Genomic DNA, 26671 nt, shown 5'->3' on the forward strand with positions numbered 1-26671 from the left:
AAGACTAAAAACTCATATTGCTGAACAGGGCGATGATTTTGTTGATCAATTTCATGTTGGTATCTCTTTTTTTATCTGAGTTCATTATGTGACATACATCACATAAAAAAGAGTCTACGCCTCATTTTTTAACCAATCAATATTTTTATGATCTAAATCACGAAATAATAAAACTGCTTTTTATTTACATATTTCCTGTAACCAAGCCATAAAAAAAGCCAGCCTGGAAACCAGACTAGCCTTTGTGCTTTTCAAGCCGGTGTTACATCGCTTTTTTGGTCAACTCGATAACGCGCAGTTTCGCGATCGCTTTGGCCAGTTCCGCAGATGCCTGAGCGTAATCCACGTCACCATGAGAGCTCTTAATGTGCTCTTCAGCCTTACGCTTCGCTTCCAGGGCTCTCGCTTCATCGAGATCCTGTCCGCGAATCGCGGTATCAGCCAGTACGGTCACGCTGCCAGGCTGCACTTCGAGAATGCCGCCGGACAGATAGATAAACTCTTCATGACCGAACTGTTTAACGATGCGGATCATACCAGGCTTAATGGCGGTGAGCAGCGGGGCGTGACCCGGGAAAATACCCAGTTCACCTTCACTACCCGTTACCTGGATTTTCTCGACCAGACCAGAGAACATTTGTTGCTCTGCGCTGACGACGTCCAGGTGGTAAGTCATTGCCATATCACCCTCCGATTAAGGCGTTAAAGTTTTTTGGCTTTTTCCACGGCTTCGTCGATAGAACCAACCATGTAGAACGCCTGCTCTGGCAGGTGGTCGTATTCGCCTTCCATGATGCCTTTAAAGCCACGGATGGTGTCTTTCAGGGAAACGTATTTACCCGGAGAACCGGTGAATACTTCCGCAACGAAGAACGGCTGGGACAGGAAGCGCTGGATCTTACGCGCACGTGCTACCACCAGTTTATCTTCTTCAGACAGTTCATCCATACCCAGGATGGCGATGATGTCTTTCAGTTCCTGATAACGCTGCAGCAGGGACTGTACGCCACGCGCGGTGTCGTAGTGTTCCTGACCAACAACCAGCGGATCCAACTGACGGCTGGTGGAGTCCAGCGGGTCAACTGCCGGGTAGATACCCAGAGAAGCGATCTGACGGCTCAGTACCACGGTTGCATCCAGGTGAGCAAAGGTGGTTGCTGGGGATGGGTCAGTCAAGTCATCCGCAGGTACGTATACCGCCTGAACGGAGGTGATAGAACCGGTTTTGGTAGAGGTGATACGTTCCTGAAGAACACCCATCTCTTCCGCCAGGGTCGGCTGGTAGCCTACCGCTGATGGCATACGACCCAGCAGTGCAGATACTTCTGTACCGGCCAGGGTGTAACGGTAGATGTTATCAACGAACAGCAGAACGTCACGACCTTCGTCACGGAACTTCTCAGCCATGGTCAGACCGGTCAGTGCAACGCGCAGACGGTTTCCCGGCGGCTCGTTCATCTGGCCATATACCAGGGACACTTTGTCCAGTACGTTGGAGTCGGTCATTTCGTGGTAGAAGTCGTTACCCTCACGAGTACGTTCACCTACGCCCGCAAACACGGAGTAACCGGAGTGTTCGATCGCGATGTTACGGATCAGCTCCATCATGTTTACGGTTTTACCTACACCCGCACCACCGAACAGACCGACTTTACCGCCCTTAGCGAACGGACACATCAGGTCGATAACTTTGATGCCGGTTTCCAGCAGTTCCTGAGAGCTGGACAGCTCTTCGTAGGAAGGTGCTGCGCGGTGGATAGCCCAACGCTCTTCTTCACCGATATCGCCTTTCATGTCGATCGGGTGACCCAGGACGTTCATGATACGACCCAGGGTTGCTTTACCTACCGGGACTTCGATCGGGTGTTCGAGGTCTTTAACTTCCAGACCACGACGCAGACCGTCGGAAGAACCCATGGCGATGGTACGTACGATACCGCCGCCGAGCTGCTGCTGAACTTCCAGCACCAGGCTCTCTTTACCATTCATAACCTCAAGAGCATCGTACACGCGCGGTACGGCATCCTGAGGGAATTCGACGTCAACCACGGCGCCGATTACCTGGACAATTTTTCCAGTAGCCATCTTGAATCCTCTACGAATTAACCTGGTTATACCGCGGATGCACCACCGACGATTTCGGTGAGTTCCTGAGTAATGCTGGCCTGACGAGCTTTGTTGTATACCAACTGCAGCTCTTTAATCAGGCTGCCGCCATTGTCGGTCGCGGCTTTCATCGCCACCATACGTGCGGCCTGCTCGCTGGCCAGGTTTTCTACCACGCCCTGATAAACCTGAGACTCGACATAACGACGCAGCAAGGTATCCAGCAGCGCTTTCGGGTCTGGCTCATACAGGTAATCCCAAGATTTACGCTTCAATTCATCATCATCTGATGCCGGCAGAGGCAGCAGTTGAGTGATGGTTGGCGTCTGAGACATGGTGTTAATAAATTTGTTGCTGACAACGTACAGTTTGTCCAGACGACCTTCATCGTAGGCCTGCAGCATCACTTTAACCGGACCGATCAGTTCGGACAGGGAAGGGTTATCCCCCATGCCGGTTACCTGAGCGATCACGTTTCCGCCAACGGAGTTAAAGAAAGACACGCCCTTAGAGCCAATCATTGCGATATCGCACTGAACGCCTTTATCGGACCATGTTTTCATATCCGCCAGCAGCTTTTTGAACAGGTTAATGTTCAAGCCACCGCACAGACCACGGTCGGTCGACACCACCAGGTAGCCCACGCGTTTAACGTCGCGTTCTTCCAGGTAAGGGTGCTTATATTCCAGATTACCATTCGCAAGGTGACCAATCACTTTGCGCATGGTCTCTGCATAAGGACGGCTGGCCGCCATGCGATCCTGCGATTTACGCATTTTGGAAGCGGCGACCATCTCCATCGCTTTAGTGATCTTCTGCGTGTTCTGGACGCTTGCGATCTTACTACGTATCTCTTTTGCGCCGGCCATGAGCTTCTCCTCAATGCCTTGCGGTCCGCCCTAAAGCAGACCGCCAGACGTTACCAGGACTGGGTTGCCTTGAAGGAATCGAGGATAGCTTTCAGCTTGCCTTCGATTTCATCGTTATAGCCACCGGACTGGTTGATCTCTTGCATCAGCGGAGCGTGGTCACGGTCAACGTATGCCAGCAGAGCGGCTTCGAAGCTACCGATTTTCGCCAGTTCCACATCTTCGAGGTAACCGCGTTCAGCCGCAAACAGCACCACACCCTGCTGTGCAACAGACATTGGCGCATACTGTTTCTGCTTCAGCAGTTCAGTTACTTTCTGACCATGGCTCAGCTGCTTACGAGTAGCTTCATCCAGGTCGGAAGCGAACTGAGAAAACGCTGCCAGTTCACGATACTGTGCCAGAGCGGTACGAATACCACCGGACAGTTTCTTGATGATCTTGGTCTGCGCTGCACCACCAACACGAGATACGGAGATACCCGGGTTAACTGCCGGACGAATACCGGAGTTAAACAGGTTGGTTTCCAGGAAGATCTGACCATCGGTAATGGAAATTACGTTGGTCGGAACGAACGCAGAAACGTCACCCGCCTGGGTTTCGATAATCGGCAGAGCGGTCAGGGAGCCGGTTTTACCTTTAACTTCACCATTGGTGAACTTCTCAACGTATTCCGCGTTTACGCGGGATGCGCGTTCCAGCAGACGGGAGTGGAGGTAAAATACGTCGCCCGGGAATGCTTCACGTCCTGGCGGACGACGCAGCAGCAGGGAAACCTGACGGTAAGCAACGGCCTGTTTAGACAGGTCATCGTAAACGATCAGTGCATCTTCACCGCGGTCACGGAAGTATTCGCCCATTGCGCAACCGGCATATGGTGCCAGGTATTGCAGTGCAGCAGATTCAGACGCGGTCGCCACAACAACGATGGTGTTGGACAGTGCGCCGTGTTCTTCCAGTTTACGAACCACGTTGGAAATGGTGGACGCTTTCTGGCCGATAGCCACGTACACACATTTGATGCCGGAATCACGCTGGTTGATGATGGCATCGATTGCCATCGCAGTTTTACCTGTCTGACGGTCACCGATGATCAGCTCACGCTGGCCACGACCGATTGGGATCATGGCATCAACAGATTTATAACCGGTCTGTACTGGCTGGTCGACGGACTGACGTTCGATTACGCCTGGTGCGATAACTTCGATTGGCGAGAAGCCATCGTTATCAACCGGACCTTTACCGTCAATCGGGGAACCCAGAGTGTTCACCACACGACCCAGCAGGCCACGGCCAACCGGAACTTCCAGAATACGACCCGTACACTTAACCTTCATGCCTTCGGCGAGGTCAGCGTATGGACCCATCACAACTGCACCTACGGAGTCGCGCTCCAGGTTCAGTGCGATAGCGTAACGGTTACCCGGCAGGGAAATCATCTCACCCTGCATACAATCGGCTAGGCCGTGAATGCGGATAACACCGTCACTTACAGAAACAATAGTACCTTCGTTGTGAGCTTCGCTCACAACATTGAACTGAGCAATGCGCTGCTTGATCAGTTCGCTGATTTCGGTGGAATTCAGTTGCATGCTCCAGTCCCCTTAAGACTGCAAGACGTCTGCAAGGCGCTCAAGACGGCCGCGTACGCTGCCATCAATGACCATATCACCCGCTCGGATGATTACGCCTGCCATTACAGACTTATCGATTTTGCAATTCAGCTTAACTTTGCGTGACAGACGTTTTTCCATCGCAGCACTAATCTTCGTAAGCTGTTCATCACTCAGTGCATTGGCAGAAGTGACTTCTACCTCAGAGATAGCCTCACTGGCTGCACGCAGGTGAATAAACTGCTCAAGAACATCCGGGAGCGCATTCAGACGGTTATTTTCAGCCATAACCCTAATCAGGTTTTGGCCGCTTTCGTCCAGCTGCTCACCGCACACGGCGATAAACGACTCAGCGAGCGTTTCCGGCGCCAGCGCGCCAGAGAGAAGCTCTGCCATTTGTTCGTTTTTTGTCACCTCAGCGGCGAACGTCAACATATCCTGCCAACGGTCAATGCTTTGGTGCTCAACGGCAAAGTCAAAAGCTGCTTTGGCGTAGGGGCGAGCTACCGTAATAAATTCAGACATCAGCCCCTCCCTCCTTACAGTTCAGCGACAAGTTTGTCCACGATGTCGCTATTAGCAGCTTCATCCACGGAACGTTCGATGATCTTCTCGGCGCCAGCAACAGCCAGGATAGCAACTTGCTTACGCAGCTCTTCGCGAGCACGTTTACGCTCGGCGTCAATTTCCGCCTGCGCCTGTGCCACGATTTTAGTACGTTCCTGCTCTGCTTCAGTTTTAGCTTCGTCCAGGATCTGAGCACGGCGTTTGTTCGCCTGCTCAATGATTACCTGAGCTTCCGCCTTCGCTTTTTTCAGCTGGTCGGTCGCGCTGGCCTTTGCAAGGTCAAGATCCTTATGTGCTCGTTCTGCAGAAGCAAGGCCGTCAGCAATTTCTTTTTGACGTTTTTCGATGGCCGCCATTAATGGCGGCCATACGTACTTCATGCAGAACAGAACGAACAGGACAAACGCGATGGCCTGGCCGAGGATTGTTGCGTTAAGATTCACAGCACAATGCCTCTATCTAGTTAACGTTCTGATATTGCTCTTAATTCAAGCAACGCTTACTACGCGACAGCAAACATCACGTACAGACCCAGACCTACAGCGATCATTGGGATTGCATCCACCAGACCCATAACGATAAAGAACTGAGTACGCAGCAGAGGAATCAGATCCGGTTGACGCGCTGCGCCTTCCAGGAATTTACCCCCGAGGATGCCGATACCGATCGCAGCACCGATTGCCGCCAGACCCATCATCACAGCGGCAGCAATGTACAGCAGATCCATATTCAGGTTTTCCATGACAGTCTCCAGTTTGTTTCAGTTAAAACGTAGTAGTGTTGGTAAATTAATGCTCTTCAGATGCCATCGACAGATAGACAATCGTCAGAACCATAAATATGAAGGCTTGCAGCGTGATAATCAGTATGTGGAAAATGGCCCAAGGCACATTCAGGATCCACTGTGACCACCACGGCAACAGACCAGCAATCAGAATGAAAATCAGCTCACCGGCATACATGTTGCCGAACAGTCGCAGACCAAGAGAGATTGGTTTGGACAGCAGGCTTACCCCTTCAAGGATTAAGTTGACAGGGATGAACGCCCAGTGATTGAACGGCTGCAGCGTCAACTCTTTCGCGAAGCCACCGATGCCTTTCATTTTGATGCTGTAGAACAGAATGAGGATAAATACGCCCAGCGCCATCGACAGGGTGATGTTCACGTCAGCAGACGGAACCACACGCAGAGCCGGTAGGCCAAAGATATGCTCACCGATGTACGGCAGCAGGTCGATAGGCAGCAAATCCATCAAGTTCATCAGGAATACCCAGACGAAAATCGTCAAGGCCAGCGGAGCAATCAGCTTGCTTTTGCCATGGTACATGTCTTTCACGCTACCATGCACAAAGCCGATTACCAGCTCAATCGCGGTCTGAAATTTACCTGGTACGCCGCTGGTCGCCTTTTTGGCTACGCTACGGAACATAAGCAGGAACAACAGACCCAGAACCACCGAGAAGAAAATGGAGTCAATATTGAGCGTCCAGAAGGTGGCTGGGGGGTTGTGCGGATCCACCAGCGAGAATGTACGTAGGTCCAACTGAAGGTTATTCAGATGGTGTCCTATGTAATCCTGCGGCGTCATATTTTCTGAAGCCATGATGCCTTTACCCTTTGTTGTTAATTACAGCCGGCGCCAGTATCTGAACCACCAGCACCAAAACCCACGTAACGATCAGCGGCATGAATACCGCTTTCAAAACAGCCAACGCCACCACCAACAACACCAGCATCGCTAATACCTTGAAGGCTTCGCCGAAAGCGAACGACCAGGCTACTCGGCCCTTCGCTGGTGTATGTACCTGGTGACGCCAGGCAAATATCATAAACAACACATTAGGCAGTAACACTGCCAATCCTCCACACAACGCGGAGATGCCCCAGAAAGGGTCTTTGAGGCTAAACAGCAATCCACTTGCTATTACAACCAGAAGCTGTGTGAGCAAAAGCTTACGAGCAACGTTTCGACTCAAGAGCGACATAGACATCACGTTTTTACTCCTGCTCCCTTCGAGGTATGCCGCGTGTCGTATAAAACGTTCTTTATGGCTTAGAGTCAAGCATCAAAAAGCGGACAAATTATACGGTGCGCCTTCGTGATTTCAAACAATAAGTAGCTAAAAAGTGAATAAATGTTTAAATATTTTTCGCTGCCCCACATTTATTACTTTTAGGCAAACTGTGAACGATCATGCAAAACTGCAAATGCCGCGAAAACACTGGCGCCAAAGCGTGCACCAGATCACATATTGAACATATTCACCTTCGCATAATTTATTTACGTGGCAATTGATGCCTTTTCATCTTTTTGATATTTAAGCGTAAAAATAGCCACTATTTCAAAAACAACGCCTAACAACAAAAAAACCGCTCATTGACATTTATAATAAAAAATTAACACGAACGGTGATTCTTACGTTCTATTTTTAGCAGACTGATATTTTCACAGCTGACTTGTTTCGCTTTTAACAAAAAACGGTACGTTATAGTTATGATGCAAAACCGTAAGGCACTAGTGAAATGTAACGACATTTAACCACACTATTACCTATGACTTTTAACACCTGAAAAGCCGTTTTTTCTCTATTTTTTTTGATAAAAATTAAATTTTGTTTGGCTTAATAACCACCAAATGACGTTCACCATCCAACTGCGGAACGCGTAATTTTTCGACGGACTCAACGCTGAATTCTGCTGGCAGCGAATCAATTTCATCTGCAGGCAACTGCCCTTTTAGCGCATAAAAACGCCCATTCTGGCCCGGCAAATGGTGACACCAGCTCACCATATCATTGAGTGAAGCGAAAGCACGGCTAATCACCCCATCAAACGGCGGTTCTGAAGGAAATTCTTCAACACGGCTTTGCACTGGAGTGATGTTAGTAAGCGCAAGCTCATGCTGCACCTGACGCAAGAAACGAACACGTTTTCCCAGGCTATCGAGCAGTGTGAAATGCGCTTCAGGGCGCACGATAGAGAGCGGAATTCCCGGCAGGCCCGGTCCCGTACCTACATCGATAAAACGCTCACCCTTCAGATACGGTGCAACGACAATGCTGTCCAGAATATGGCGTACCAGCATTTCGTTGGGATCCCGCACCGACGTCAGGTTGTACGCTTTGTTCCATTTGTGCAGCATATCGACATACGCAATCAGCTGATTTTTCTGGTGATCGGTAAGAGAAATACCGGCGTCAGCCAGCAGACGAGAGAGTTTGTTGAGCACGGTCGTTACCTGTTAATAATCAAATGCCCGATGCGCTTTCGCTTATCGGGCCTACAAATTTGTACGGCGGGCAAGCGAAGCGCCCCCGCCAAAATAGTGTTATCAAGCGCTGCGGCGCAGCATACCTTGTTTTTTCAGCCATACCAGAAGAATGGAGATGGCGGCAGGCGTTATGCCGGAAATACGCGATGCCTGACCGATCGAAACGGGTTTGTGATCGTTCAGCTTAGCGATAACTTCATTCGACAAGCCAGAGACCTGACGATAATCCAGCGTTGCAGGCAACAGGGTGTTTTCATTGCGCTGTTGTCTTTCAATTTCTTCCAGCTGACGGGCAATATACCCTTCGTATTTCACCTGAATCTCAACCTGTTCTGCGGCCTGAGCATCATCAAGCGCGGGTGCGAACGCAGATAAAGAGGTCAACTGAGCATAGGTCATATCCGGGCGACGCAGCAGATCTTCACCGCTCGCTTCACGTGACAGAGGTGTAGCCAGGTGAGCATTCACTTCTGCTGCGGACTCCGCTAACGGATTCACCCAGGTTGATTTAAGACGTTGGCGTTCCTGTTCGATACGCTCCAGTTTCTCGTTGAAGCGAGCCCAGCGCTCATCGTCCACCAGACCCAGTTCACGACCAATTTCGGTCAGACGCAGGTCGGCGTTATCTTCACGCAGCATCAAACGGTATTCAGCGCGAGATGTGAACATACGGTACGGTTCTTTGGTGCCCAGCGTACACAGGTCGTCCACCAGCACGCCAAGATAAGCCTGATCGCGACGCGGTGCCCACCCCTCTTTTTCAGCAGACAAACGTGCGGCGTTCAGACCAGCCAGCATGCCTTGTGCGGCGGCTTCTTCATAACCGGTTGTACCGTTAATCTGGCCCGCAAAGAACAGACCCTGGATGAATTTGCTTTCCAGAGTAGGTTTCAGGTCACGCGGATCGAAGAAATCATACTCAATCGCGTAGCCTGGGCGGACGATTCTGGCATTTTCCATCCCCTGCATGGAGCGGACAATTTGCATCTGCACATCGAACGGCAAGCTGGTGGAGATGCCATTCGGGTAAATTTCGTTAGAGGTCAGTCCTTCCGGTTCGAGGAAGATCTGATGCTGGTTACGATCGGCAAAGCGCATCACTTTGTCTTCGATCGACGGGCAGTAGCGTGGGCCGATACCTTCGATCACGCCAGCGTACATTGGGCTACGATCTAGGTTGTTGCGGATCACGTCATGGGTTTTCTCATTGGTATGCGTGATGTAACACGGCATCTGGCGCGGATGCTGAGAAGCATCGCCCAGGAATGAGAAGACCGGCATCGGGTTATCGCTGTTTTGCTGGCCGAGCACGCTGAAATCAATCGTGCGCGCATCGATACGCGGCGGTGTACCGGTTTTCAGGCGGCTGACGCGCAGCGGCAGTTCACGCAGACGGCGTGACAGCGGGATGGACGGCGGATCGCCAGCGCGGCCACCGCTGTAGTTATCCAGGCCAATATGAATTTTGCCGTCGAGGAAAGTCCCCACGGTTAATACGACCGCTTTGGCACGGAACTTCAGTCCCATTTGGGTTACTGCTCCCACAACGCGATCGTTTTCGACAATCAGATCTTCAACCGCTTGTTGGAAGATCATCAGATTGGGTTGATTCTCCAGTGCGGTGCGTACCGCCTGACGATAGAGCACACGATCGGCCTGAGCTCGGGTAGCGCGAACGGCTGGCCCTTTGCTTGCGTTTAGTATCCTAAACTGGATACCGGCATGGTCGATCGCTTTTGCCATTAACCCACCAAGCGCATCCACTTCTTTTACCAGGTGTCCCTTCCCAATACCGCCGATCGCCGGGTTGCAGCTCATCTGCCCCAGAGTGTCGATATTGTGTGTCAAAAGCAGAGTCTGTTGACCCATTCGCGCCGCGGCCATTGCGGCCTCGGTGCCTGCATGACCCCCGCCAATGATGATGACGTCAAAAGGATCCTGATAAAACATGGTAATTGCCTCGCATAACGCGGTGTGAAAATGGATTGAAGCCCGGGCCGTGGATTCTACTCAACTTTAGTCGATGGAGAAAGACCTGGGATCCTGGGTATTAAAAAGAAGATCTTTTTATTTAGAGATCTGTTTTATTGTGATCTCTTATTAGGATCGCACCTTTCTGTGGATAAGGACGATCCTTTAAGTAAGATCAACAGGTTGCTGAGGATCATTAGCTGTGAATGATCGGTGATCCTGGTCCGTATAAGCTGGGATCAGAATGAAGGGTTATACACAACTCAAAAACTGAACAACGGTTGTTCTTGGGATAACTACCGGTTGATCCAAGCTTTTAACCAGAGTTATCCACATAAAAAAGTACGATCTTTACAAATCTCTGAGCAACGGATGCCACGATCCCAGCCAAATTTCAGCCGGATCTTCCGGAATTTCATGTTCCAGCACGTTGATCCTGAGAGTTTCGCCGATCTGTTTTGCCCCACAGGCCTTCAATTCGGCTTCCAGCTTGTCGATTGCGCCGCAAAAGGTGTCATATTCACGACTGCCGATCCCGATTGCACCAAAGCGCACTTGTGACAGGTCCGGCTTTTGCTCGCGTAACGCATCATATAAAGGCTGCAGGTTGTCAGGAATATCTCCCGCACCGTGCGTGGAGCTGATAATCAGCCAGATCCCGTCAGTCGGAACCTCTTCAAGCATTGGCCCATGCAGTATTTCGCTGGAAAAACCGGCGTCGTCCAGCTTTTCAGCCAGATGCTCTGCTACATATTCCGCACTGCCAAGCGTACTACCGCTGATAAGAGTGATGTCTGCCATGATCGCCCACCTTTATAAAGAGGGCGTATTGTACGCTGTGAGCGAGCTGGGATCTACCTGTGGAAAACCAGGGTATTAAAAAAAGCGATCACGGCTTGATGGTACGCATGATCGGGTTTTGCAGGACGATCAGCGTTTCCGTGGACTGAATTTCGTCAATTGTTTGGATCTTGTTGATAAGTACCTGCTGCAATGCGTCGATCGACTTGCACATCACCTTAATAAAGATGCTGTAGTGCCCGGTGGTGTAATACGCTTCGGTCACTTCATCGAGGCTTTCCAGTCTGGCCAGCGCTGACGGATAGTCTTTCGCACTTTTCAGGATGATGCCGATAAAGCAGCCGACGTCATAACCCAATTGTTTGGGACTAACATCAATCCGCGCGCCGGTAATAATCCCCGCCTGCTTCATCTTTTCTACGCGAACGTGAATTGTTCCTGGGCTGACGCCGAACTGTTTGGCTAATTCTGCGTAGGCGGTACGAGCATTTTCCATTAAGGCGTCAAGAATGCCGCGGTCCAGATTGTCGATCTGATAATTTTCCATAGGTTTTTCTTATGTAGATTAATGATTCACTCTATTTTAGACGTAATTTTTAACGAATCAAAATCGAAGTCGGCTTTTTGTTTGTTGATTATTGAATATTACCTCCATTCTGTTGCTTAATCATAGGCAACAGGACACAGGAGTACACATAATGAAAACCGCTTACATTGCCAAACAACGTCAAATTAGCTTCGTAAAATCTCATTTTTCTCGCCAGCTGGAAGAGCGTTTAGGCCTGATCGAAGTTCAGGCGCCGATCCTCAGCCGCGTTGGAGATGGTACGCAGGATAACTTGTCGGGCTGTGAAAAAGCGGTGCAGGTGAAGGTTAAAGCATTGCCAGACGCTCAATTCGAAGTGGTTCATTCACTGGCGAAGTGGAAGCGTCAAACGTTAGGACAACACGACTTTAGCGCAGGCGAGGGGCTGTACACGCACATGAAAGCCCTGCGTCCCGATGAAGATCGCCTCTCCCCGCTGCACTCAGTGTACGTTGACCAGTGGGACTGGGAGCGCGTGATGGGTGACGGTGAGCGTCAATTCTCCACTCTGAAAAGCACGGTAGAGGCTATCTGGGCGGGAATTAAGGCCACCGAAGCTGCGGTTAGCAAAGAGTTTGGTCTGGCACCGTTCCTGCCAGAGCAGATCCACTTTGTTCATAGCCAGGAGCTGTTATCTCGTTATCCGGATCTTGATGCAAAAGGTCGTGAACGTGCGATCGCTAAAGAGCTGGGTGCGGTATTCCTGGTGGGGATCGGCGGTAAGCTCAGTGACGGTCACCGTCATGACGTACGTGCGCCCGATTATGATGACTGGAGTTCAGCGTCCGAGCTGGGTCATGCCGGTCTGAACGGTGATATTCTGGTCTGGAACCCGGTTCTGGAAGATGCGTTTGAGCTGTCTTCTATGGGGATTCGTGTGGATGCTGACGCCCTGAAACACCAGCTGTCTCTGACCGGTGATGAAGATCGCCTGAGTCTGGAGTGGCACCAGGCGCTGCTGCGCGGTGAAATGCCGCAGACAATTGGTGGCGGCATTGGGCAGTCGCGTCTGACCATGCTGTTGCTGCAATTACCTCACATTGGTCAGGTTCAGTGTGGCGTATGGCCGGCCCAGATACGTGAAAGCGTCGCATCTCTGCTGTAACAATTAACGCCGCCAGCGTCTGAGCAGGCGGCTTCGCATCCCGGTATCAAAGCGCCAGATATGATCGAAAATGCGCATGATGCCGGGTTTGCCATGTGCTGACATCGCCACCGCGTGAAAACGGTGCTGGTGTACCCGCTGTAATTCCCCTACTTTGCTGACGACCTCATCGGGCAATCGCTGAGCGATAAAATCTGAGATCACCACCGCATCTGCATCAAACCATTCCCGACCCTGCATGCGCTCAATTATGGCGCGAAAACAGCTGGCAATATCAGTGCCGCCACGAAAGCGCTGACTTAAAAAGCGGATAGCCTGTTCGATGCCCTCCGGACCGGAAAGCTCATAGCGCACCACTTCTGTTGAAAACAGCATAATGAAACAGCGCCGGTTATCGGCAAGGGCAACGCGCATTAGCGCCAGACAAAAGGCTTTCGCACACTGCTCATTAAATCCGCCCATCGATCCCGAGGTATCAACGCAGACGATAAAAGGCCCGCGCGGCTGCTCGTCAAAATCCTGATGCACCACCGGACGTTCCGTTACTTTCTCACGCCATGCTTCGCCGTGCAGGCGGTAGGTGAGCAGTTGCTTTTCCACCAGCCGTCGGTAGAACTCGTATTCCAGTTCGGTAATGCCCAGCGTGGCCAGCTCTGGCGGTAGCAGGCGCAGGATATCGTCACTTTGCTGGATGCCATCCACCTGCTCCGGGACGGTTGCAGGTTCGCGCACCAGGGTACGGAAGGTTTCCATTGGCGCATCTTTACGCGGCACGGATTTCGCCTCTCTGGAACGACCTAACTGCTCGGCCAGGCGCTGGAGTTCGGGTTGTTGCGTCAGAAATTCGCCGTATTTCACCATCAACTGATAATCACCGCGCTTGATTTGGCCCGCGCTCATATCCCACAACCGGCCTGCTGCGTTGTCATTTTCTGCCAGTACAGGTTCCAGTTGCCCGCTGAGGGTCATCCGTTCTTGTACTTCACTGAGCAAATGCTCGCGCTCTTCTTCCAGCAGTTGCTGATTCAGCGTTGTGGTTTGCACCACCAGGCTCAGGCGCCAGCGCTGGAGAAAAAGCGTATGTAGGGCAGGCGTAAAGGTGCTGTTGTCATTGACCAGTTGCTGCGCTTGCCCGGCCCAAGGCGAATGGAGGCGGTGCAATAGCGATAATATTTGCGGTAGCTGAACGATAAACTGCGCATGAGAGAGGAGCTGGCTTTGTTGATAGCACATAACCTCCTCCATCAGCTCCGGCGGTACATGGGTATCTTTGAGGCGGCTACGCAATGATTCACGCCAGCGGGGAATGTCGTCAGTGATCGCTTTTTTAAGGCGAGGAAATTTTTTAAAAAATACCACCATCTTTGGGGAAGCCAGCAGGGCGACGATCATCTCTTCGATCATCGCCTCTTCGCTGACTGCCAGCATGATGTTGAGCGTATCAAGGGTCAGCATTGTTGCGCCTGGCGGATTTGCGCCCCGACATCCTGTAGGCTGGCCTCAATGCGGCCTAACCAGTCGCTATGAATAAACAGGCATTTTTGCTGTTCGCTGAATGCGCTGTGTTGCTGATGCCACTCATTATCGAGCGCTTCAAGCTCCTGTTTTATCTCTGCGGGCATACTCTCTTGCGAAGCACCCGGCAGCGCCAGGCGAGAACCTTGTAAACTGACATCGCGTACAACCAGATGCTGTGCGCTATCGACTTCCATATTCAGCGTTTGGGCAAAGCCGATCCCGTTTAGTTTTCCGCGGATCTCACCGCCTTTTGTTAGCCACAGTTCCAGCGCGCCACGTTCGAAAGCTATATGGATAACCTCCATATCATGCAGTTTTAAAGGCTTTTGCAGCAGTAATGTCACGACAGAAGACGAGGCTTCTGGCGGTAAATCATAATGAGGACGACGGCTGAACATTCCTCCCTGGCGGATCACCGTGAACGCCGTTTTGTCGCTTTGCTGCTGCTGGAGCTGAATGCGGCGCTGCACAATGCTGCCCAGGCGCGTCAGCATGGCTTGCTGTTGCCAGGCGTGTCCGGTCATCAATATTTCAAGCTGCTGTTGCATCAGATTCAGGCTTTGCGCGTCGTACCACAGGCAATCTTTCAGCAGGATCAGGTCGATAGGTACTACCGCATCGCGTCCGCTAAAGAAAGCACTGGCCTGGAGTAAGCGGATCGCTTTTTTCCAGCGACGATCGGACACATAAGGAGCATTCGGTAACACGTCCAACTGTTGGCGCAGCGTGAAAATGAGCTCAAACACGCGATCGGGAAGCTTGATGGCACCAATGTCTTTTTGCCACTGGTGATACTCTTCATCCGTCACCTGCAATGATGCCGGGACCGGATTGTCGCTTTCATCCTGCTGACTTAACAGCATGGAGCGGAAATTGGCCTTGTCCTGAACTTTATCCAGCCACAGGCGAATCAGCATACGGTCGTACAGCGCTTCCAGGCTGCTGTCGGCTTCAGGCAGTTCGTTGGAAGCCGCCACCAGCAGGCGCATCGGGATTTTCTCTTCATGCGCGCCGTTACGGAAGTGACGTTCGTTAATGGCGGTCAGCAGGGTGTTAAGAATTGCCGGGCCTGCTTTCCAGATTTCATCGAGAAAAACGATTTCAGCTTCAGGAAGATAGCCCGCCGTTAAGCGTTCATAGCGACCTTCGTCTTTAAGGGCCTGAATGGACAGCGGACCAAACACCTCTTCGGGCGTAGAGAAGCGCGTCATCAGGTATTCAAAAGCGCGTGCATTTTGGAAGGCAAACTTCAGTCGACGGGCAATTAAGCTTTTTGCGATCCCCGGGGGGCCTAATAAGAAAACGCTCTCGCCGCTGAGTGCTGCCAGCAGACACAGACGAATGGCGTGGCTACGTTCATAAAGTCCCTTTTCCAGCGCATTGCTCAGACGGGAAATTCTTTCCGCTAATAAATGTGGGTGAGCCATAATGAAGTGGCGTCCTTTCGCCAAATGTACTGCATAAACTGCGAGTATAGATGCTTCACACCATTGCAGTAATAGACTGAAGGTGCGCTTATTTTTCTTTGAGCCAGATTAATCTGGTCTCATTTAGGGGTACGATTTTGTGATTAATCGTGCATACTGTGCGCCTTTTTGTGGGCCAAGGGACGACGCACACATTTCTTATATATACACCAAATCAATCAAGCTGCACCAAGGCGGCAATGGAGTTTTCTTCTGGGATGGGGGGAATAACGAATGCAGCCCACACGGAGTGACTTGAAAGATGATGTGTATAAACGAAAGACGAGTCTATGAGCACTGATAATAAACAATCATTGTCTGCGATTACCCTTGCGGCCATTGGGGTTGTCTACGGTGATATTGGTACCAGCCCACTTTATACGCTTCGTGAATGTTTGTCCGGCCAGTTTGGTTTTGGCGTTGAACGTGATGCCGTATTTGGTTTTCTCTCGCTGATTTTCTGGCTGCTGATCTTTGTTGTCTCCATTAAATACCTGACGTTTGTCATGCGCGCAGATAACGCCGGAGAAGGCGGGATCCTGACGCTGATGTCATTGGCCGGGCGCAATACCTCGGCGCGAACAACCTCCATGCTGGTCATTATGGGATTGATAGGCGGCAGCTTCTTCTATGGTGAAGTGGTGATTACGCCAGCCATTTCGGTGATGTCTGCAATTGAAGGTCTGGAGATAGTTGCCCCGCAACTGGATACCTGGATTGTTCCGCTCTCAATAATTGTGCTGACCCTGCTGTTTTTGATTCAAAAACACGGTACCGGCATGGTCGGTAAGCTGTTTGCGCCGATTATGCTGCTATGGTTCCTGACGCTCGCGGTATTAGGTGTGCGCAGTATTATTGGCAATCCGGAAGTGCTGCAGGCGCTCAATCCGTATTGGGCGGTGCATTTCTTCCTCGAATTCAAAACGCTGTCCTTTATCGCGCTGGGTGCGGTGGTACTGTCGATTACCGGTGTTGAAGCGCTGTATGCGGATATGGGCCACTTCGGTAAATTGCCGATTCGTCTGGCATGGTTCTCAGTTGTATTGCCTTCACTGGTGCTGAACTATTTTGGGCAGGGCGCGTTGCTGTTAAAGCATCCTGAAGCGATCAAAAACCCGTTTTTCCTGCTGGCGCCGGACTGGGCATTAATTCCATTGTTGATCCTCGCCGCGCTGGCAACGGTTATCGCTTCTCAGGCGGTTATCTCCGGTGTCTTCTCGCTGACGCGTCAGGCCGTACGTCTGGGGTATTTATCGCCGATGCGTATCATCCATACCTCGGAAATGGAATCGGGCCAGATTTACATTCCTTTCGTTAACTGGATGCTCTATTTTGCGGTAGTTATCGTGATAGTGAGCTTTGAACACTCCAGTAACCTTGCCGCGGCGTATGGGATTGCGGTAACGGGGACGATGGTACTGACTTCAATTCTGTCGACCACCGTGGCGCGCAAAAACTGGCACTGGAATAAATACTTCGTCTTCCTGATCCTGGTGGCGTTCTTGTGCGTCGATGTTCCGCTGTTCTCCGCGAACCTCGATAAGCTTATTTCCGGCGGTTGGCTGCCTCTGACGCTGGGTCTGGTGATGTTCACCATCATGACCACCTGGAAAAGCGAACGCTTCCGTCTGCTGCGTCGCATGCATGAGCACGGTAACTCTCTGGAGGCGATGATTGCTTCTCTGGAGAAATCGCCACCGGTACGCGTGCCGGGAACGGCGGTGTATATGTCCCGCGCACTGAACGTCATCCCGTTTGCACTTCTGCATAACCTCAAGCATAACAAGGTGCTGCATGAGCGCGTTATTCTGCTGACGCTGCGCACGGAAGATGCGCCATACGTGCACAACGTGCGTAGGGTGCAGATTGAGCAGTTATCGCCCACCTTCTGGCGTGTGGTGGCCAGCTACGGTTGGCGCGAAACGCCGAACGTGGAGGAAGTGTTCCATCGCTGCGGTCTGGAAGGTTTAAGCTGTCGGATGATGGAAACGTCCTTCTTCATGTCGCATGAGTCGTTGATTGTTGGCAAGCGGCCATGGTACCTGCGTCTGCGCGGCAAGCTGTATCTGCTGCTACAGCGCAACGCTCTGCGCGCGCCGGACCAGTTTGAAATTCCACCGAACCGGGTTATTGAGCTTGGTACTCAGGTAGAGATTTAATCTCATCGACGCCCTCTTTCATCGCGAAAGGGGGCGTTTTGTTTTGCCCCTCTCAGTTTTCATTTCATCAAATGATAATCCTTGCGAAACGTTTCGATGGCGATCACATTTTCGTAACGTCGCGGTGGTTTTCTGTCCACTCTTCGCACTACACTTATCTCCAGCGAAACGTTTCGCTAGTGGGGAAAGAAAATGAAGAAAGGCACGGTACTCAACTCTGAAATTTCAACGGTGATCTCCCGTCTGGGGCATACCGATACGCTGGTGGTGTGTGATGCAGGTTTACCCATCCCGAACAGCACAACGCGTATTGATATGGCATTAACCCAGGGCGTACCTTCTTTTATGCAGGTACTGGATGTGGTCACACGTGAAATGCAGGTCGAGGCAGCCATTCTCGCGTCGGAAATTAAACAACATAATCCGCAACTCCACGAAACGTTGCTCAGCCACATTGAGCAACTGCAACAACACCAGGGAAACACCATAGAAATTCGTTACACCACGCATGAACAATTCAAAAAACAAACCGCAGACAGTCAGGCGGTAATTCGCAGCGGAGAATGTTCTCCGTATGCGAATATCATTCTCTGTGCTGGCGTCACGTTCTGAGGCCATCATGAACGCATTACTGCAACTCAAAGGGATCGATAAAGCGTTCCCGGGCGTAAAAGCGCTATCCGGCGCCGCGCTGAATGTCTACCCTGGCCGCGTAATGGCGCTGGTGGGCGAAAACGGCGCGGGCAAATCCACCATGATGAAAGTGCTGACCGGGATCTATACCCGTGATGCCGGTTCTTTATTGTGGCTGGGGAAAGAGACCACCTTTAACGGCCCTAAATCCTCCCAGGAAGCCGGAATCGGTATCATCCACCAGGAGCTGAACCTGATCCCGCAACTCACTATCGCCGAGAACATTTTTCTTGGCCGCGAGTTTGTGAATCGCTTTGGCAAAATTGACTGGAAGAAGATGTACGCCGAAGCCGATCTGCTGCTCGCCAAACTCAATCTACGCTTTAAAAGCGACAGGCTGGTCGGTGAGCTGTCGATTGGCGATCAGCAAATGGTCGAAATTGCCAAAGTGCTGAGCTTTGAATCGAAGGTCATCATTATGGATGAACCGACGGATGCCCTCACCGATACCGAAACCGAATCCCTGTTCCGCGTCATCCGCGAACTGAAATCCCAGGGACGCGGCATTGTCTATATTTCTCACCGTATGAAAGAGATCTTCGAGATTTGCGACGACGTAACCGTCTTCCGTGACGGGCAGTTTATTGCCGAACGTGAAGTTGCCTCGCTGACAGAAGACTCGCTGATTGAAATGATGGTGGGACGTAAGCTGGAAGATCAGTACCCGCGCCTGGAAAAAGCGCCGGGTGATATTCGCCTGAAGGTCGATAACCTGTGCGGTCCTGGCGTAAACGATGTTTCGTTCACGCTGCGTAAAGGCGAGATCCTTGGCGTATCCGGGCTGATGGGGGCCGGACGTACCGAACTGATGAAAGTGTTGTACGGCGCATTGCCGCGCACCAGCGGTTACGTCACGCTTGATGGCCATGAAGTGGTTACCCGTTCGCCGCAGGATGGGTTGGCTAACGGCATCGTCTATATTTCTGAAGACCGTAAACGCGATGGCTTAGTGCTGGGCATGTCGGTGAAAGAGAACATGTCACTGACCGCGCTGCGTTATTTCAGCCGCGCCGGTGGAAGCCTTAAACATAAAGATGAGCAGCAGGCGGTGGGTGATTTTATTCGTCTGTTCAATGTTAAAACACCATCAATGGAACAGGCTATCGGCCTGCTTTCCGGTGGTAACCAGCAGAAAGTGGCGATTGCACGCGGTCTGATGACCCGGCCAAAAGTGTTGATCCTTGATGAACCAACGCGCGGCGTTGACGTTGGAGCCAAGAAAGAAATCTATCAGCTTATCAACCAGTTTAAGGCTGACGGGCTGAGCATCATTCTGGTCTCCTCTGAGATGCCAGAAGTATTGGGCATGAGCGATCGAATTATCGTTATGCATGAAGGGCATCTCGGCGGTGAGTTCACTCGCGAGCAGGCCACTCAGGAAGTATTAATGGCTGCCGCTGTGGGCAAGCTTAATCGCGTGAATCAGGAGTAAAAAAGATGACTACCCAGGCTGTTTCTGGTCGCCGTTATTTCACTAAAGCATGGCTTCTGGAGCAAAAGTCGCTCATCGCTCTGTTAGTGCTGATCGCGATTGTTTCCACCATGAGCCCTAACTTTTTTACCGTTAATAACCTGTTCAACATTCTCCAGCAAACGTCGGTGAACGCCATCATGGCCGTTGGCATGACGCTGGTCATCCTGACGTCGGGTATCGATCTGTCCGTCGGTTCCTTGCTGGCGCTTACCGGCGCGGTTGCGGCTTCAATTGTAGGGATTGAGGTCAATGCGCTGGTGGCTGTTGCTGCGGCCCTGGCGCTCGGCGCTGCCATTGGCGCAGTCACCGGGGTGATTGTTGCGAAAGGCCGGGTGCAGGCGTTTATTGCAACGCTAGTGATGATGCTGCTGCTGCGCGGCGTGACCATGGTGTACACCAACGGCAGTCCGGTTAATACCGGGTTTACTGACAATGCCGATCTGTTTGGCTGGTTTGGTATTGGTCGTCCGTTAGGCATCCCTACGCCAGTGTGGATCATGGGGATTGTCTTCCTCGCGGCGTGGTACATGCTGCACCACACTCGTCTGGGCCGTTATATCTACGCGCTGGGCGGTAACGAAGCGGCAACGCGTTTGTCTGGTATCAGCGTCAGTAAAATCAAAATTATCGTTTACTCACTGTGCGGTCTGCTGGCATCGCTGGCGGGCATCATTGAAGTCGCGCGCCTCTCCTCTGCGCAACCAACAGCAGGTACTGGCTATGAGCTGGATGCTATCGCAGCGGTGGTGTTAGGCGGTACCAGCCTGGCGGGTGGTAAAGGACGTATTGTTGGGACGCTGATCGGCGCATTGATTCTTGGTTTCCTCAATAATGGTTTGAATTTGTTAGGTGTATCCTCCTATTACCAGATGATCGTCAAAGCGGTGGTGATTTTGCTGGCGGTACTGGTAGACAACAAAAAGCAGTAACAACGATTACAGGACATCTTAAATATGAACATGAAAAAACTGGCTACCCTGGTTTCTGCTGTTGCGCTGAGCGCCACCGTGAGCGCGAATGCGATGGCGAAAGATACCATTGCGCTGGTGGTCTCCACCCTCAACAACCCGTTCTTTGTTTCTCTGAAGGATGGGGCGCAAAAAGAGGCGGATAAGCTGGGTTACAACCTGGTGATTCTGGACTCGCAGAACAATCCGGCGAAAGAGCTGGCTAACGTTCAGGACTTAACGGTTCGTGGAACTAAAATTCTGCTGATCAACCCGACTGACTCTGATGCCGTTGGTAATGCTGTGAAGATGGCTAACCAGGCAAAAATTCCGGTTATTACCCTTGACCGTGTTGCCTCCAAAGGCGAAGTGGTAAGCCACATCGCGTCTGATAACGTGTTGGGTGGCAAAATTGCGGGTGATTACATCGCGAAGAAAGCAGGTGAAGGCGCGAAAGTTATCGAACTGCAGGGGATTGCCGGAACTTCAGCGGCGCGTGAGCGTGGCGAAGGTTTCCAGCAGGCCGTTGCGGCACACAAATTTAACGTACTGGCCAGCCAGCCGGCAGACTTCGACCGCACCAAAGGTCTGAACGTCATGCAGAACCTGCTGACCGCGCATCCTGATGTGCAGGCCGTATTTGCCCAGAACGATGAAATGGCGCTGGGTGCGCTGCGCGCACTGCAAACCGCGGGTAAATCTGATGTGATGGTGGTTGGATTTGACGGCACTCCAGATGGCGAAAAAGCAGTAAATGATGGCAAACTGGCTGCGACCATTGCTCAGTTGCCGGATCAGATCGGCGCGAAAGGCGTTGAGACTGCGGATAAAGTCCTGAAAGGCGAGAAGGTTCAGGCTAAATATCCGGTTGACCTGAAGCTGGTCATCAAGCAGTAATACCGATTCAGGTCGCTCGCGGCCTGATGGAGACATAAATACGCCATCCCCGTATCTGATTTTGGGGATGAAAGCGTAAAAAGAAAAGCAGGGCACGCGCCACCCTAACCCGGTGGCGCACTTTGACTTGGAACACCAAATATGAAAACCGCAGGCAACCTCGTTGTTCTTGGCAGTATCAATGCCGATCACATCCTTAACCTTAACTCTTTCCCGACACCTGGTGAAACCGTAACAGGTAGCCATTATCAGGTCGCATTTGGCGGTAAAGGCGCGAATCAGGCTGTTGCTGCGGGTCGTAGTGGCGCTAATATCGCATTCATTGCCTGTACGGGCGATGATGATATTGGCGAAAGTGTGCGTAAACAGTTAGCCAAAGACAACATCGATATCGCGCCGATTAGCGTAATTTCGGGGGAATCGACCGGTGTGGCACTGATTTTTGTGAATGGTGAAGGTGAGAACGTTATCGGCATTCACGCCGGTGCAAACGCAGCCCTTTCTCCTGCGCTGGTGGAAGCACAGCGCGATCGCATTGCGCAGGCCTCCGCCTTACTTATGCAGTTAGAATCGCCGATCGAAAGCGTACTGACTGCAGCAAAGATTGCACATCAAAATAAGACCATGGTCGCCCTGAACCCGGCACCGGCACGTGAGCTTTCTGATGAACTGCTGGCGCTGGTGGATATTATTACCCCGAATGAAACCGAGGCTGAAAAGCTGACGGGGATCCGGGTCGAAAATGATGAAGACGCGGCCAAAGCGGCGCAGGCATTGCACGCTAAAGGTATCCATACTGTACTGATTACTTTAGGTAGTCGCGGTGTGTGGGCCAGTGTTAATGGCGAAGGACAGCGTGTGCCCGGTTTTAAAGTGGAAGCCGTTGATACTATTGCCGCTGGAGACACCTTTAATGGCGCGTTAATTACGGCGTTGCTGGAAGAGACTCCGCTGCCTGAAGCGATCCGTTTTGCGCATGCCGCTGCGGCGATTGCGGTTACCCGTAAAGGCGCACAGCCTTCCGTTCCGTGGCGCGAAGAAATAGAAGCGTTTTTAAGTCAACAGAGGTAACGCTTGGCTACAATGAAGGACGTCGCCCGCCTGGCGGGTGTTTCCACGTCGACGGTTTCTCACGTCATTAATAAAGATCGCTTTGTCAGTGAGTCCGTCACTGACAAAGTAGAAGCTGCAATTAAAGCGCTTAACTACGCGCCCTCCGCGCTGGCGCGTAGCCTCAAGTTAAACCAGACCCGCACGATTGGCATGTTAATCACTGCCAGTACCAATCCCTTCTATTCTGAACTAGTGCGCGGCGTTGAACGTAGCTGTTTTGAGCGCGGCTACAGCCTGGTGCTGTGCAATACCGAAGGCGATGAACAGCGCATGAACCGTAACCTGGAAACTCTGATGCAAAAACGTGTGGACGGCTTGTTGCTGCTCTGCACCGAAACACATCAGCCTTCCAGAGAGATAATGCAGCGTTATCCTTCTATACCGACCGTGATGATGGACTGGTCGCCTTTTGATGGTGAAAGCGATCTGATTCAGGATAACTCCTTGCTGGGCGGGGATTTAGCCACGCAACATCTTATCGAAAAAGGTTTTACGCGCATTGCCTGCATCACCGGGCCGCTGGATAAAACCCCGGCGCGTTTGCGTCTGGAAGGATATCGGGCAGCAATGAAGCGGGCGGGGTTGCCTGTCCCGGAAGGCTACGAGATTACCGGTGACTTTGAGTTCGGCGGCGGCTTTGAAGCTATGCAAACGTTGCTGTCGCATAAACAGCGACCGCAGGCCGTTTTTACCGGCAATGATGCAATGGCAGTTGGCGCGTATCAGGCTCTGTACCAGTCAGGATTGCGCATTCCGCAGGATATGGCTGTGGTGGGTTACGATGATATCGAGCTGGCGCGCTATATGACGCCGCCCCTGACGACCATCCACCAACCAAAAGATGAATTGGGCGAACTGGCCATCGATGTATTAATTCACCGGATGGCGCAGCCCACATTACAGCAACAGCGTTTGCAGCTTACTCCTGTTCTGATGGAGCGGGGGTCGGTTTAGGTTTGTGCCGATCTTTGATCAGGTTACGTCCATCTTTGGCTTTTAGCAGCATGAACATCAGCGCGGATATTACCGTTATAGCGCCCATCGTCATAAAGGTGTAGTGGAACTGCTCGACCGTATTGGTTCCTTCCATACCTTCATAGATACGCAGAACGGCGGCGCTGATGGCAACCCCTAAACTGATTGATAACTGCTGAGTAACGGCCAATACGCTGTTGCCGCTGCTGGCGTTTTCATCGGTCAGATCCGCCAGAGTGATGGTATTCATTGAAGTAAACTGTGTGGACATCGCCATACCTAAAATGAACAACGGCAGGATTAGCATCCAGATCGGCATGGCAGGAGATTGCAAAGCGAACTGCGCAATCATCAGGCCGATAAATACCGTAACACCCACCAATGTGGTCCTGTAGCCGAGTTTGCGCAGTACCTGCGTCACCATGGATTTTGCCAGAATTGAACCTAACGCTGTTGGCGCCATCATGCAGCCGGCTATCAGAGCCGGATATCCAAATCCTACCTGCAACATCAGCGGCATTAAGAAGGGCACGCAGCCTGTGCCCAGGCGAGTGGCGAGGTTTCCGGCGATCCCAACAGAAAAGGTCCGAGTCTTAAATATCGGAAGCGATATCAGCGGCGTTGGGTGGCGACGCGCATGGCGAATATAGGCGAGTAGTAACAACACACTGGCAAGAATAATACCGAGTGCGACCCAGGTCTCGACAAGCTTCTCACCGAACAATTCAACGCCGCTGGAAAACAACACCAGGCTCAAACCAAACAGAAAGAAACCGGTCATATCAAAACCGCGGCGTGGCGTGGTGAAGTTCGGCATATATTTGCGGGCATAGAAGATACCGGCAATGCCAATTGGAATATTAATCAGGAAGATCCAGTGCCAACTGGCCCATGTAACCAGTACACCGCCCAATACCGGACCTAAAATCGGCCCCACAAGTCCTGGCATGGTGACGAAGTTAAGCACGGGAAGCAGTTCGCTGCGGGGGTAAGCACGCAATAACGCCAGACGGGCAACGGGCATCATCATGGCGCCACCGATCCCCTGAATGACACGGAAAATCACCAGCTCGCTTAAGGAACTGGACAGCGCACAGGCCAGCGATCCCAACGTAAACAGGCTAACGGCAATCATAAAGACGCGTCGGGTACCAAATCGGTCTGCCAGCCAACCACTTACCGGGATCAGCATCGCGACAGTCAGGGTATAGCTGATAATGGCCGACTGCATGGCGAGTGGAGAGCGGTTAAGACTATGTGCTATTGCGGGTAGGGCGGTATTGAGGATCGTGGCGTCTAGTGCCTGCATAAAAAAGGCCATGGCTGCTATCCACGGTAGCCCGGCCATACTGCGAGATTTCTTTTCTGACATATTATTTATCCGGTAGCACGTTCGGTGCTATCAGCAATGCCTGACAGGCAGCAAAGGCGCGATCGCCATCGTTATCATCTATTGCATCGACAATGGCCTGGTGCAAATCCAGTTTCACCACATCGTTATAGGTAATAGAGGTAAAGTAGGTCTGGTAAACCGAATGGAACAGAGATGCAAAGGAAATAAGGAACGGATTCGCACTCATTTCATAGATGTGCTCATGCCAGGCGATATCAACCTCAATCCAGCGTTCGCGTCTGAAGTTTCTTTTCAGCTCGACCATCTCTTCCATCAGCGTGTTGAGGTGCGCTTTCTGTTCAGCCGTACCTATGGTCGCTGCCAGTAAGCACGCCTGAGGCTCAAGGCTGATACGCATCACCAGAAAATGTTTAATGACCTGCGGGAAATTATCTTCTGTCATCCACCAGGTGAGCAGCTCCTGGTCAAGGAAGTTCCAGTTTGCTTGCGGCATGACGCGTGTACCAATACGTGGGCGCGGTAATACCATACCTTTTGCCGTTAATGTTTTTACTGCCTCTCTTACCGCGGTGCGACTCACGCCAAACTGATCGCCTAGCTCTATTTCGCCAGGCAATATCGCACCCGGTGCGTATTCACCTTTTAATATTCGCTGAGCCAGCTTTTCGGCCAGAACGTAGGACAAGTTTTTCTGTGCGGCTAGCTGTTGGGCATTTAACGGCATGAATGTTCTTCCTTACTCTTTTTCTTATTCATTAGTATGCCATCTGGAAGTGTGATTGCGGCTGCAAAAACGGCAATTTGCTTATTTTATGGCATGTTAATGGTTGTTTTGGTGAAAAAACACGCACTCGGAAAGTTATTTTAAATTTCCCCTTGTCAGCCTGAAATAACTCCCTATAATGCGCCTCCACTGACACGGAACAACGGATTACAAGCCGCCGGGTCAGCGGGGTTCCACTGAGAACTCCGGCGAAGAAAGCGAAATTAAATGCTTGACTTCGTAGCGGGATGGCGTAATATGCACACCCCGCACCGCTGAGAAAAAGCGAAGCGGCACTGCTCTTTAACAATTTATCAGACAATCTGTGTGGGCACTCGAAGATACGGATTCTTAACGTCGCAAGACGAAAAATGAATACCAAGTCTCAACGAGTGAACACGTAATTCATTACGAAGTTTAAT

General features: G+C 51.5%; 25 protein-coding genes. 8 read left to right on the forward strand and 17 right to left on the reverse strand.

The window, feature by feature from the left end:
• Positions 1-262: 262 nt before the first annotated feature.
• The 13 genes from ACHHZ7_RS13235 to asnC all read right to left on the reverse strand — a co-directional run bounded on the left by ACHHZ7_RS13235 (position 263) and on the right by asnC (position 11746).
• A complete protein-coding gene (locus ACHHZ7_RS13235; protein WP_003023809.1) occupies positions 263-682 on the reverse strand; it encodes a F0F1 ATP synthase subunit epsilon in 420 nt (139 codons plus the stop codon).
• A gap of 20 nt (positions 683-702) precedes the next feature.
• Positions 703-2085, reverse strand: a complete 1383-nt coding sequence (gene atpD / locus ACHHZ7_RS13240; RefSeq protein ID WP_003023806.1) for a F0F1 ATP synthase subunit beta — start codon at positions 2083-2085, stop codon at positions 703-705.
• A gap of 26 nt (positions 2086-2111) precedes the next feature.
• A complete protein-coding gene (gene atpG, locus ACHHZ7_RS13245) occupies positions 2112-2975 on the reverse strand; it encodes a F0F1 ATP synthase subunit gamma (RefSeq protein ID WP_006687765.1) in 864 nt (287 codons plus the stop codon).
• Positions 2976-3025: 50 nt separating this feature from the next.
• On the reverse strand, positions 3026-4567 hold the full coding sequence (gene atpA, locus ACHHZ7_RS13250) for a F0F1 ATP synthase subunit alpha (protein WP_003023802.1): 1542 nt from the start codon (positions 4565-4567) through the stop codon (positions 3026-3028).
• Between the two features lie 12 nt (positions 4568-4579).
• Complete coding sequence (gene atpH / locus ACHHZ7_RS13255; RefSeq protein ID WP_003827024.1) at positions 4580-5113, reverse strand: F0F1 ATP synthase subunit delta; 534 nt, start codon at positions 5111-5113, stop codon at positions 4580-4582.
• Positions 5114-5127: 14 nt separating this feature from the next.
• A complete protein-coding gene (atpF, locus tag ACHHZ7_RS13260; protein WP_003827022.1) occupies positions 5128-5598 on the reverse strand; it encodes a F0F1 ATP synthase subunit B in 471 nt (156 codons plus the stop codon).
• 59 nt (positions 5599-5657) lie between these two features.
• Positions 5658-5897: a F0F1 ATP synthase subunit C gene (atpE, locus tag ACHHZ7_RS13265; protein WP_003023794.1), complete on the reverse strand. Its 240-nt coding sequence runs from the start codon at positions 5895-5897 to the stop codon at positions 5658-5660.
• A 46-nt stretch (positions 5898-5943) separates the two neighbouring features.
• On the reverse strand, positions 5944-6759 hold the full coding sequence (gene atpB, locus ACHHZ7_RS13270; protein ID WP_003023792.1) for a F0F1 ATP synthase subunit A: 816 nt from the start codon (positions 6757-6759) through the stop codon (positions 5944-5946).
• A gap of 7 nt (positions 6760-6766) precedes the next feature.
• Positions 6767-7147 (reverse strand): F0F1 ATP synthase subunit I, encoded by a 381-nt coding sequence (gene atpI, locus ACHHZ7_RS13275; RefSeq protein ID WP_003827019.1) that lies wholly within the window; start codon positions 7145-7147, stop codon positions 6767-6769.
• A gap of 614 nt (positions 7148-7761) precedes the next feature.
• Positions 7762-8385, reverse strand: coding sequence for a 16S rRNA (guanine(527)-N(7))-methyltransferase RsmG (gene rsmG / locus ACHHZ7_RS13280; RefSeq protein ID WP_003827017.1), 624 nt, complete (start codon positions 8383-8385; stop codon positions 7762-7764).
• Between the two features lie 102 nt (positions 8386-8487).
• Entirely contained in the window at positions 8488-10377 is a 1890-nt protein-coding gene (gene mnmG / locus ACHHZ7_RS13285; RefSeq protein ID WP_003827014.1) for a tRNA uridine-5-carboxymethylaminomethyl(34) synthesis enzyme MnmG, read from the reverse strand.
• Positions 10378-10749: 372 nt separating this feature from the next.
• On the reverse strand, positions 10750-11199 hold the full coding sequence (gene mioC, locus ACHHZ7_RS13290; protein ID WP_003827013.1) for an FMN-binding protein MioC: 450 nt from the start codon (positions 11197-11199) through the stop codon (positions 10750-10752).
• Between the two features lie 88 nt (positions 11200-11287).
• A complete protein-coding gene (gene asnC, locus ACHHZ7_RS13295; protein WP_003023780.1) occupies positions 11288-11746 on the reverse strand; it encodes a transcriptional regulator AsnC in 459 nt (152 codons plus the stop codon).
• Positions 11747-11897: 151 nt separating this feature from the next.
• Between asnC and asnA the strand changes: the two genes are divergently transcribed.
• Entirely contained in the window at positions 11898-12890 is a 993-nt protein-coding gene (gene asnA / locus ACHHZ7_RS13300) for an aspartate--ammonia ligase (protein ID WP_060683003.1), read from the forward strand.
• Between the two features lie 3 nt (positions 12891-12893).
• Here the strand turns inward: asnA and viaA are convergent, their stop codons facing one another.
• Both viaA and ravA read right to left on the reverse strand, forming a co-directional pair.
• A complete protein-coding gene (gene viaA / locus ACHHZ7_RS13305; RefSeq protein WP_003827006.1) occupies positions 12894-14345 on the reverse strand; it encodes an ATPase RavA stimulator ViaA in 1452 nt (483 codons plus the stop codon).
• Positions 14339-15835 carry an ATPase RavA gene (gene ravA / locus ACHHZ7_RS13310; RefSeq protein ID WP_060683004.1) on the reverse strand — a complete coding sequence of 499 codons (1497 nt, stop codon included), beginning with the start codon at positions 15833-15835 and terminating at the stop codon, positions 14339-14341. The genes viaA and ravA overlap by 7 nt, the downstream gene beginning before the upstream one ends.
• 329 nt (positions 15836-16164) lie before the next feature.
• Between ravA and kup the strand changes: the two genes are divergently transcribed.
• The 7 genes from kup to rbsR all read left to right on the forward strand — a co-directional run bounded on the left by kup (position 16165) and on the right by rbsR (position 24111).
• Complete coding sequence (gene kup / locus ACHHZ7_RS13315) at positions 16165-18033, forward strand: low affinity potassium transporter Kup (RefSeq protein ID WP_003827003.1); 1869 nt, start codon at positions 16165-16167, stop codon at positions 18031-18033.
• Positions 18034-18225: 192 nt separating this feature from the next.
• A complete protein-coding gene (rbsD, locus tag ACHHZ7_RS13320; protein WP_003827001.1) occupies positions 18226-18645 on the forward strand; it encodes a D-ribose pyranase in 420 nt (139 codons plus the stop codon).
• A 7-nt stretch (positions 18646-18652) separates the two neighbouring features.
• A complete protein-coding gene (gene rbsA, locus ACHHZ7_RS13325; protein ID WP_003023764.1) occupies positions 18653-20158 on the forward strand; it encodes a ribose ABC transporter ATP-binding protein RbsA in 1506 nt (501 codons plus the stop codon).
• A gap of 5 nt (positions 20159-20163) precedes the next feature.
• Entirely contained in the window at positions 20164-21129 is a 966-nt protein-coding gene (gene rbsC, locus ACHHZ7_RS13330; RefSeq protein WP_003826999.1) for a ribose ABC transporter permease, read from the forward strand.
• A gap of 24 nt (positions 21130-21153) precedes the next feature.
• Positions 21154-22044 (forward strand): ribose ABC transporter substrate-binding protein RbsB, encoded by an 891-nt coding sequence (gene rbsB, locus ACHHZ7_RS13335; RefSeq protein ID WP_003023760.1) that lies wholly within the window; start codon positions 21154-21156, stop codon positions 22042-22044.
• 141 nt (positions 22045-22185) lie between these two features.
• Entirely contained in the window at positions 22186-23115 is a 930-nt protein-coding gene (gene rbsK / locus ACHHZ7_RS13340) for a ribokinase (RefSeq protein ID WP_008786556.1), read from the forward strand.
• A 3-nt stretch (positions 23116-23118) separates the two neighbouring features.
• Positions 23119-24111 (forward strand): ribose operon transcriptional repressor RbsR, encoded by a 993-nt coding sequence (gene rbsR / locus ACHHZ7_RS13345; RefSeq protein ID WP_123969733.1) that lies wholly within the window; start codon positions 23119-23121, stop codon positions 24109-24111.
• Here the strand turns inward: rbsR and mdtD are convergent.
• Both mdtD and ACHHZ7_RS13355 read right to left on the reverse strand, forming a co-directional pair.
• On the reverse strand, positions 24077-25504 hold the full coding sequence (gene mdtD, locus ACHHZ7_RS13350) for a multidrug transporter subunit MdtD (protein ID WP_008786557.1): 1428 nt from the start codon (positions 25502-25504) through the stop codon (positions 24077-24079). The genes rbsR and mdtD overlap by 35 nt on opposite strands.
• Position 25505: 1 nt before the next feature.
• Positions 25506-26210 (reverse strand): FadR/GntR family transcriptional regulator, encoded by a 705-nt coding sequence (locus tag ACHHZ7_RS13355; RefSeq protein ID WP_003023753.1) that lies wholly within the window; start codon positions 26208-26210, stop codon positions 25506-25508.
• Between the last annotated feature and the right edge of the window lie 461 nt (positions 26211-26671).

Source organism: Citrobacter freundii complex sp. 2024EL-00216, from assembly GCF_043945515.1.
Taxonomy (GTDB): domain Bacteria; phylum Pseudomonadota; class Gammaproteobacteria; order Enterobacterales; family Enterobacteriaceae; genus Citrobacter; species Citrobacter portucalensis.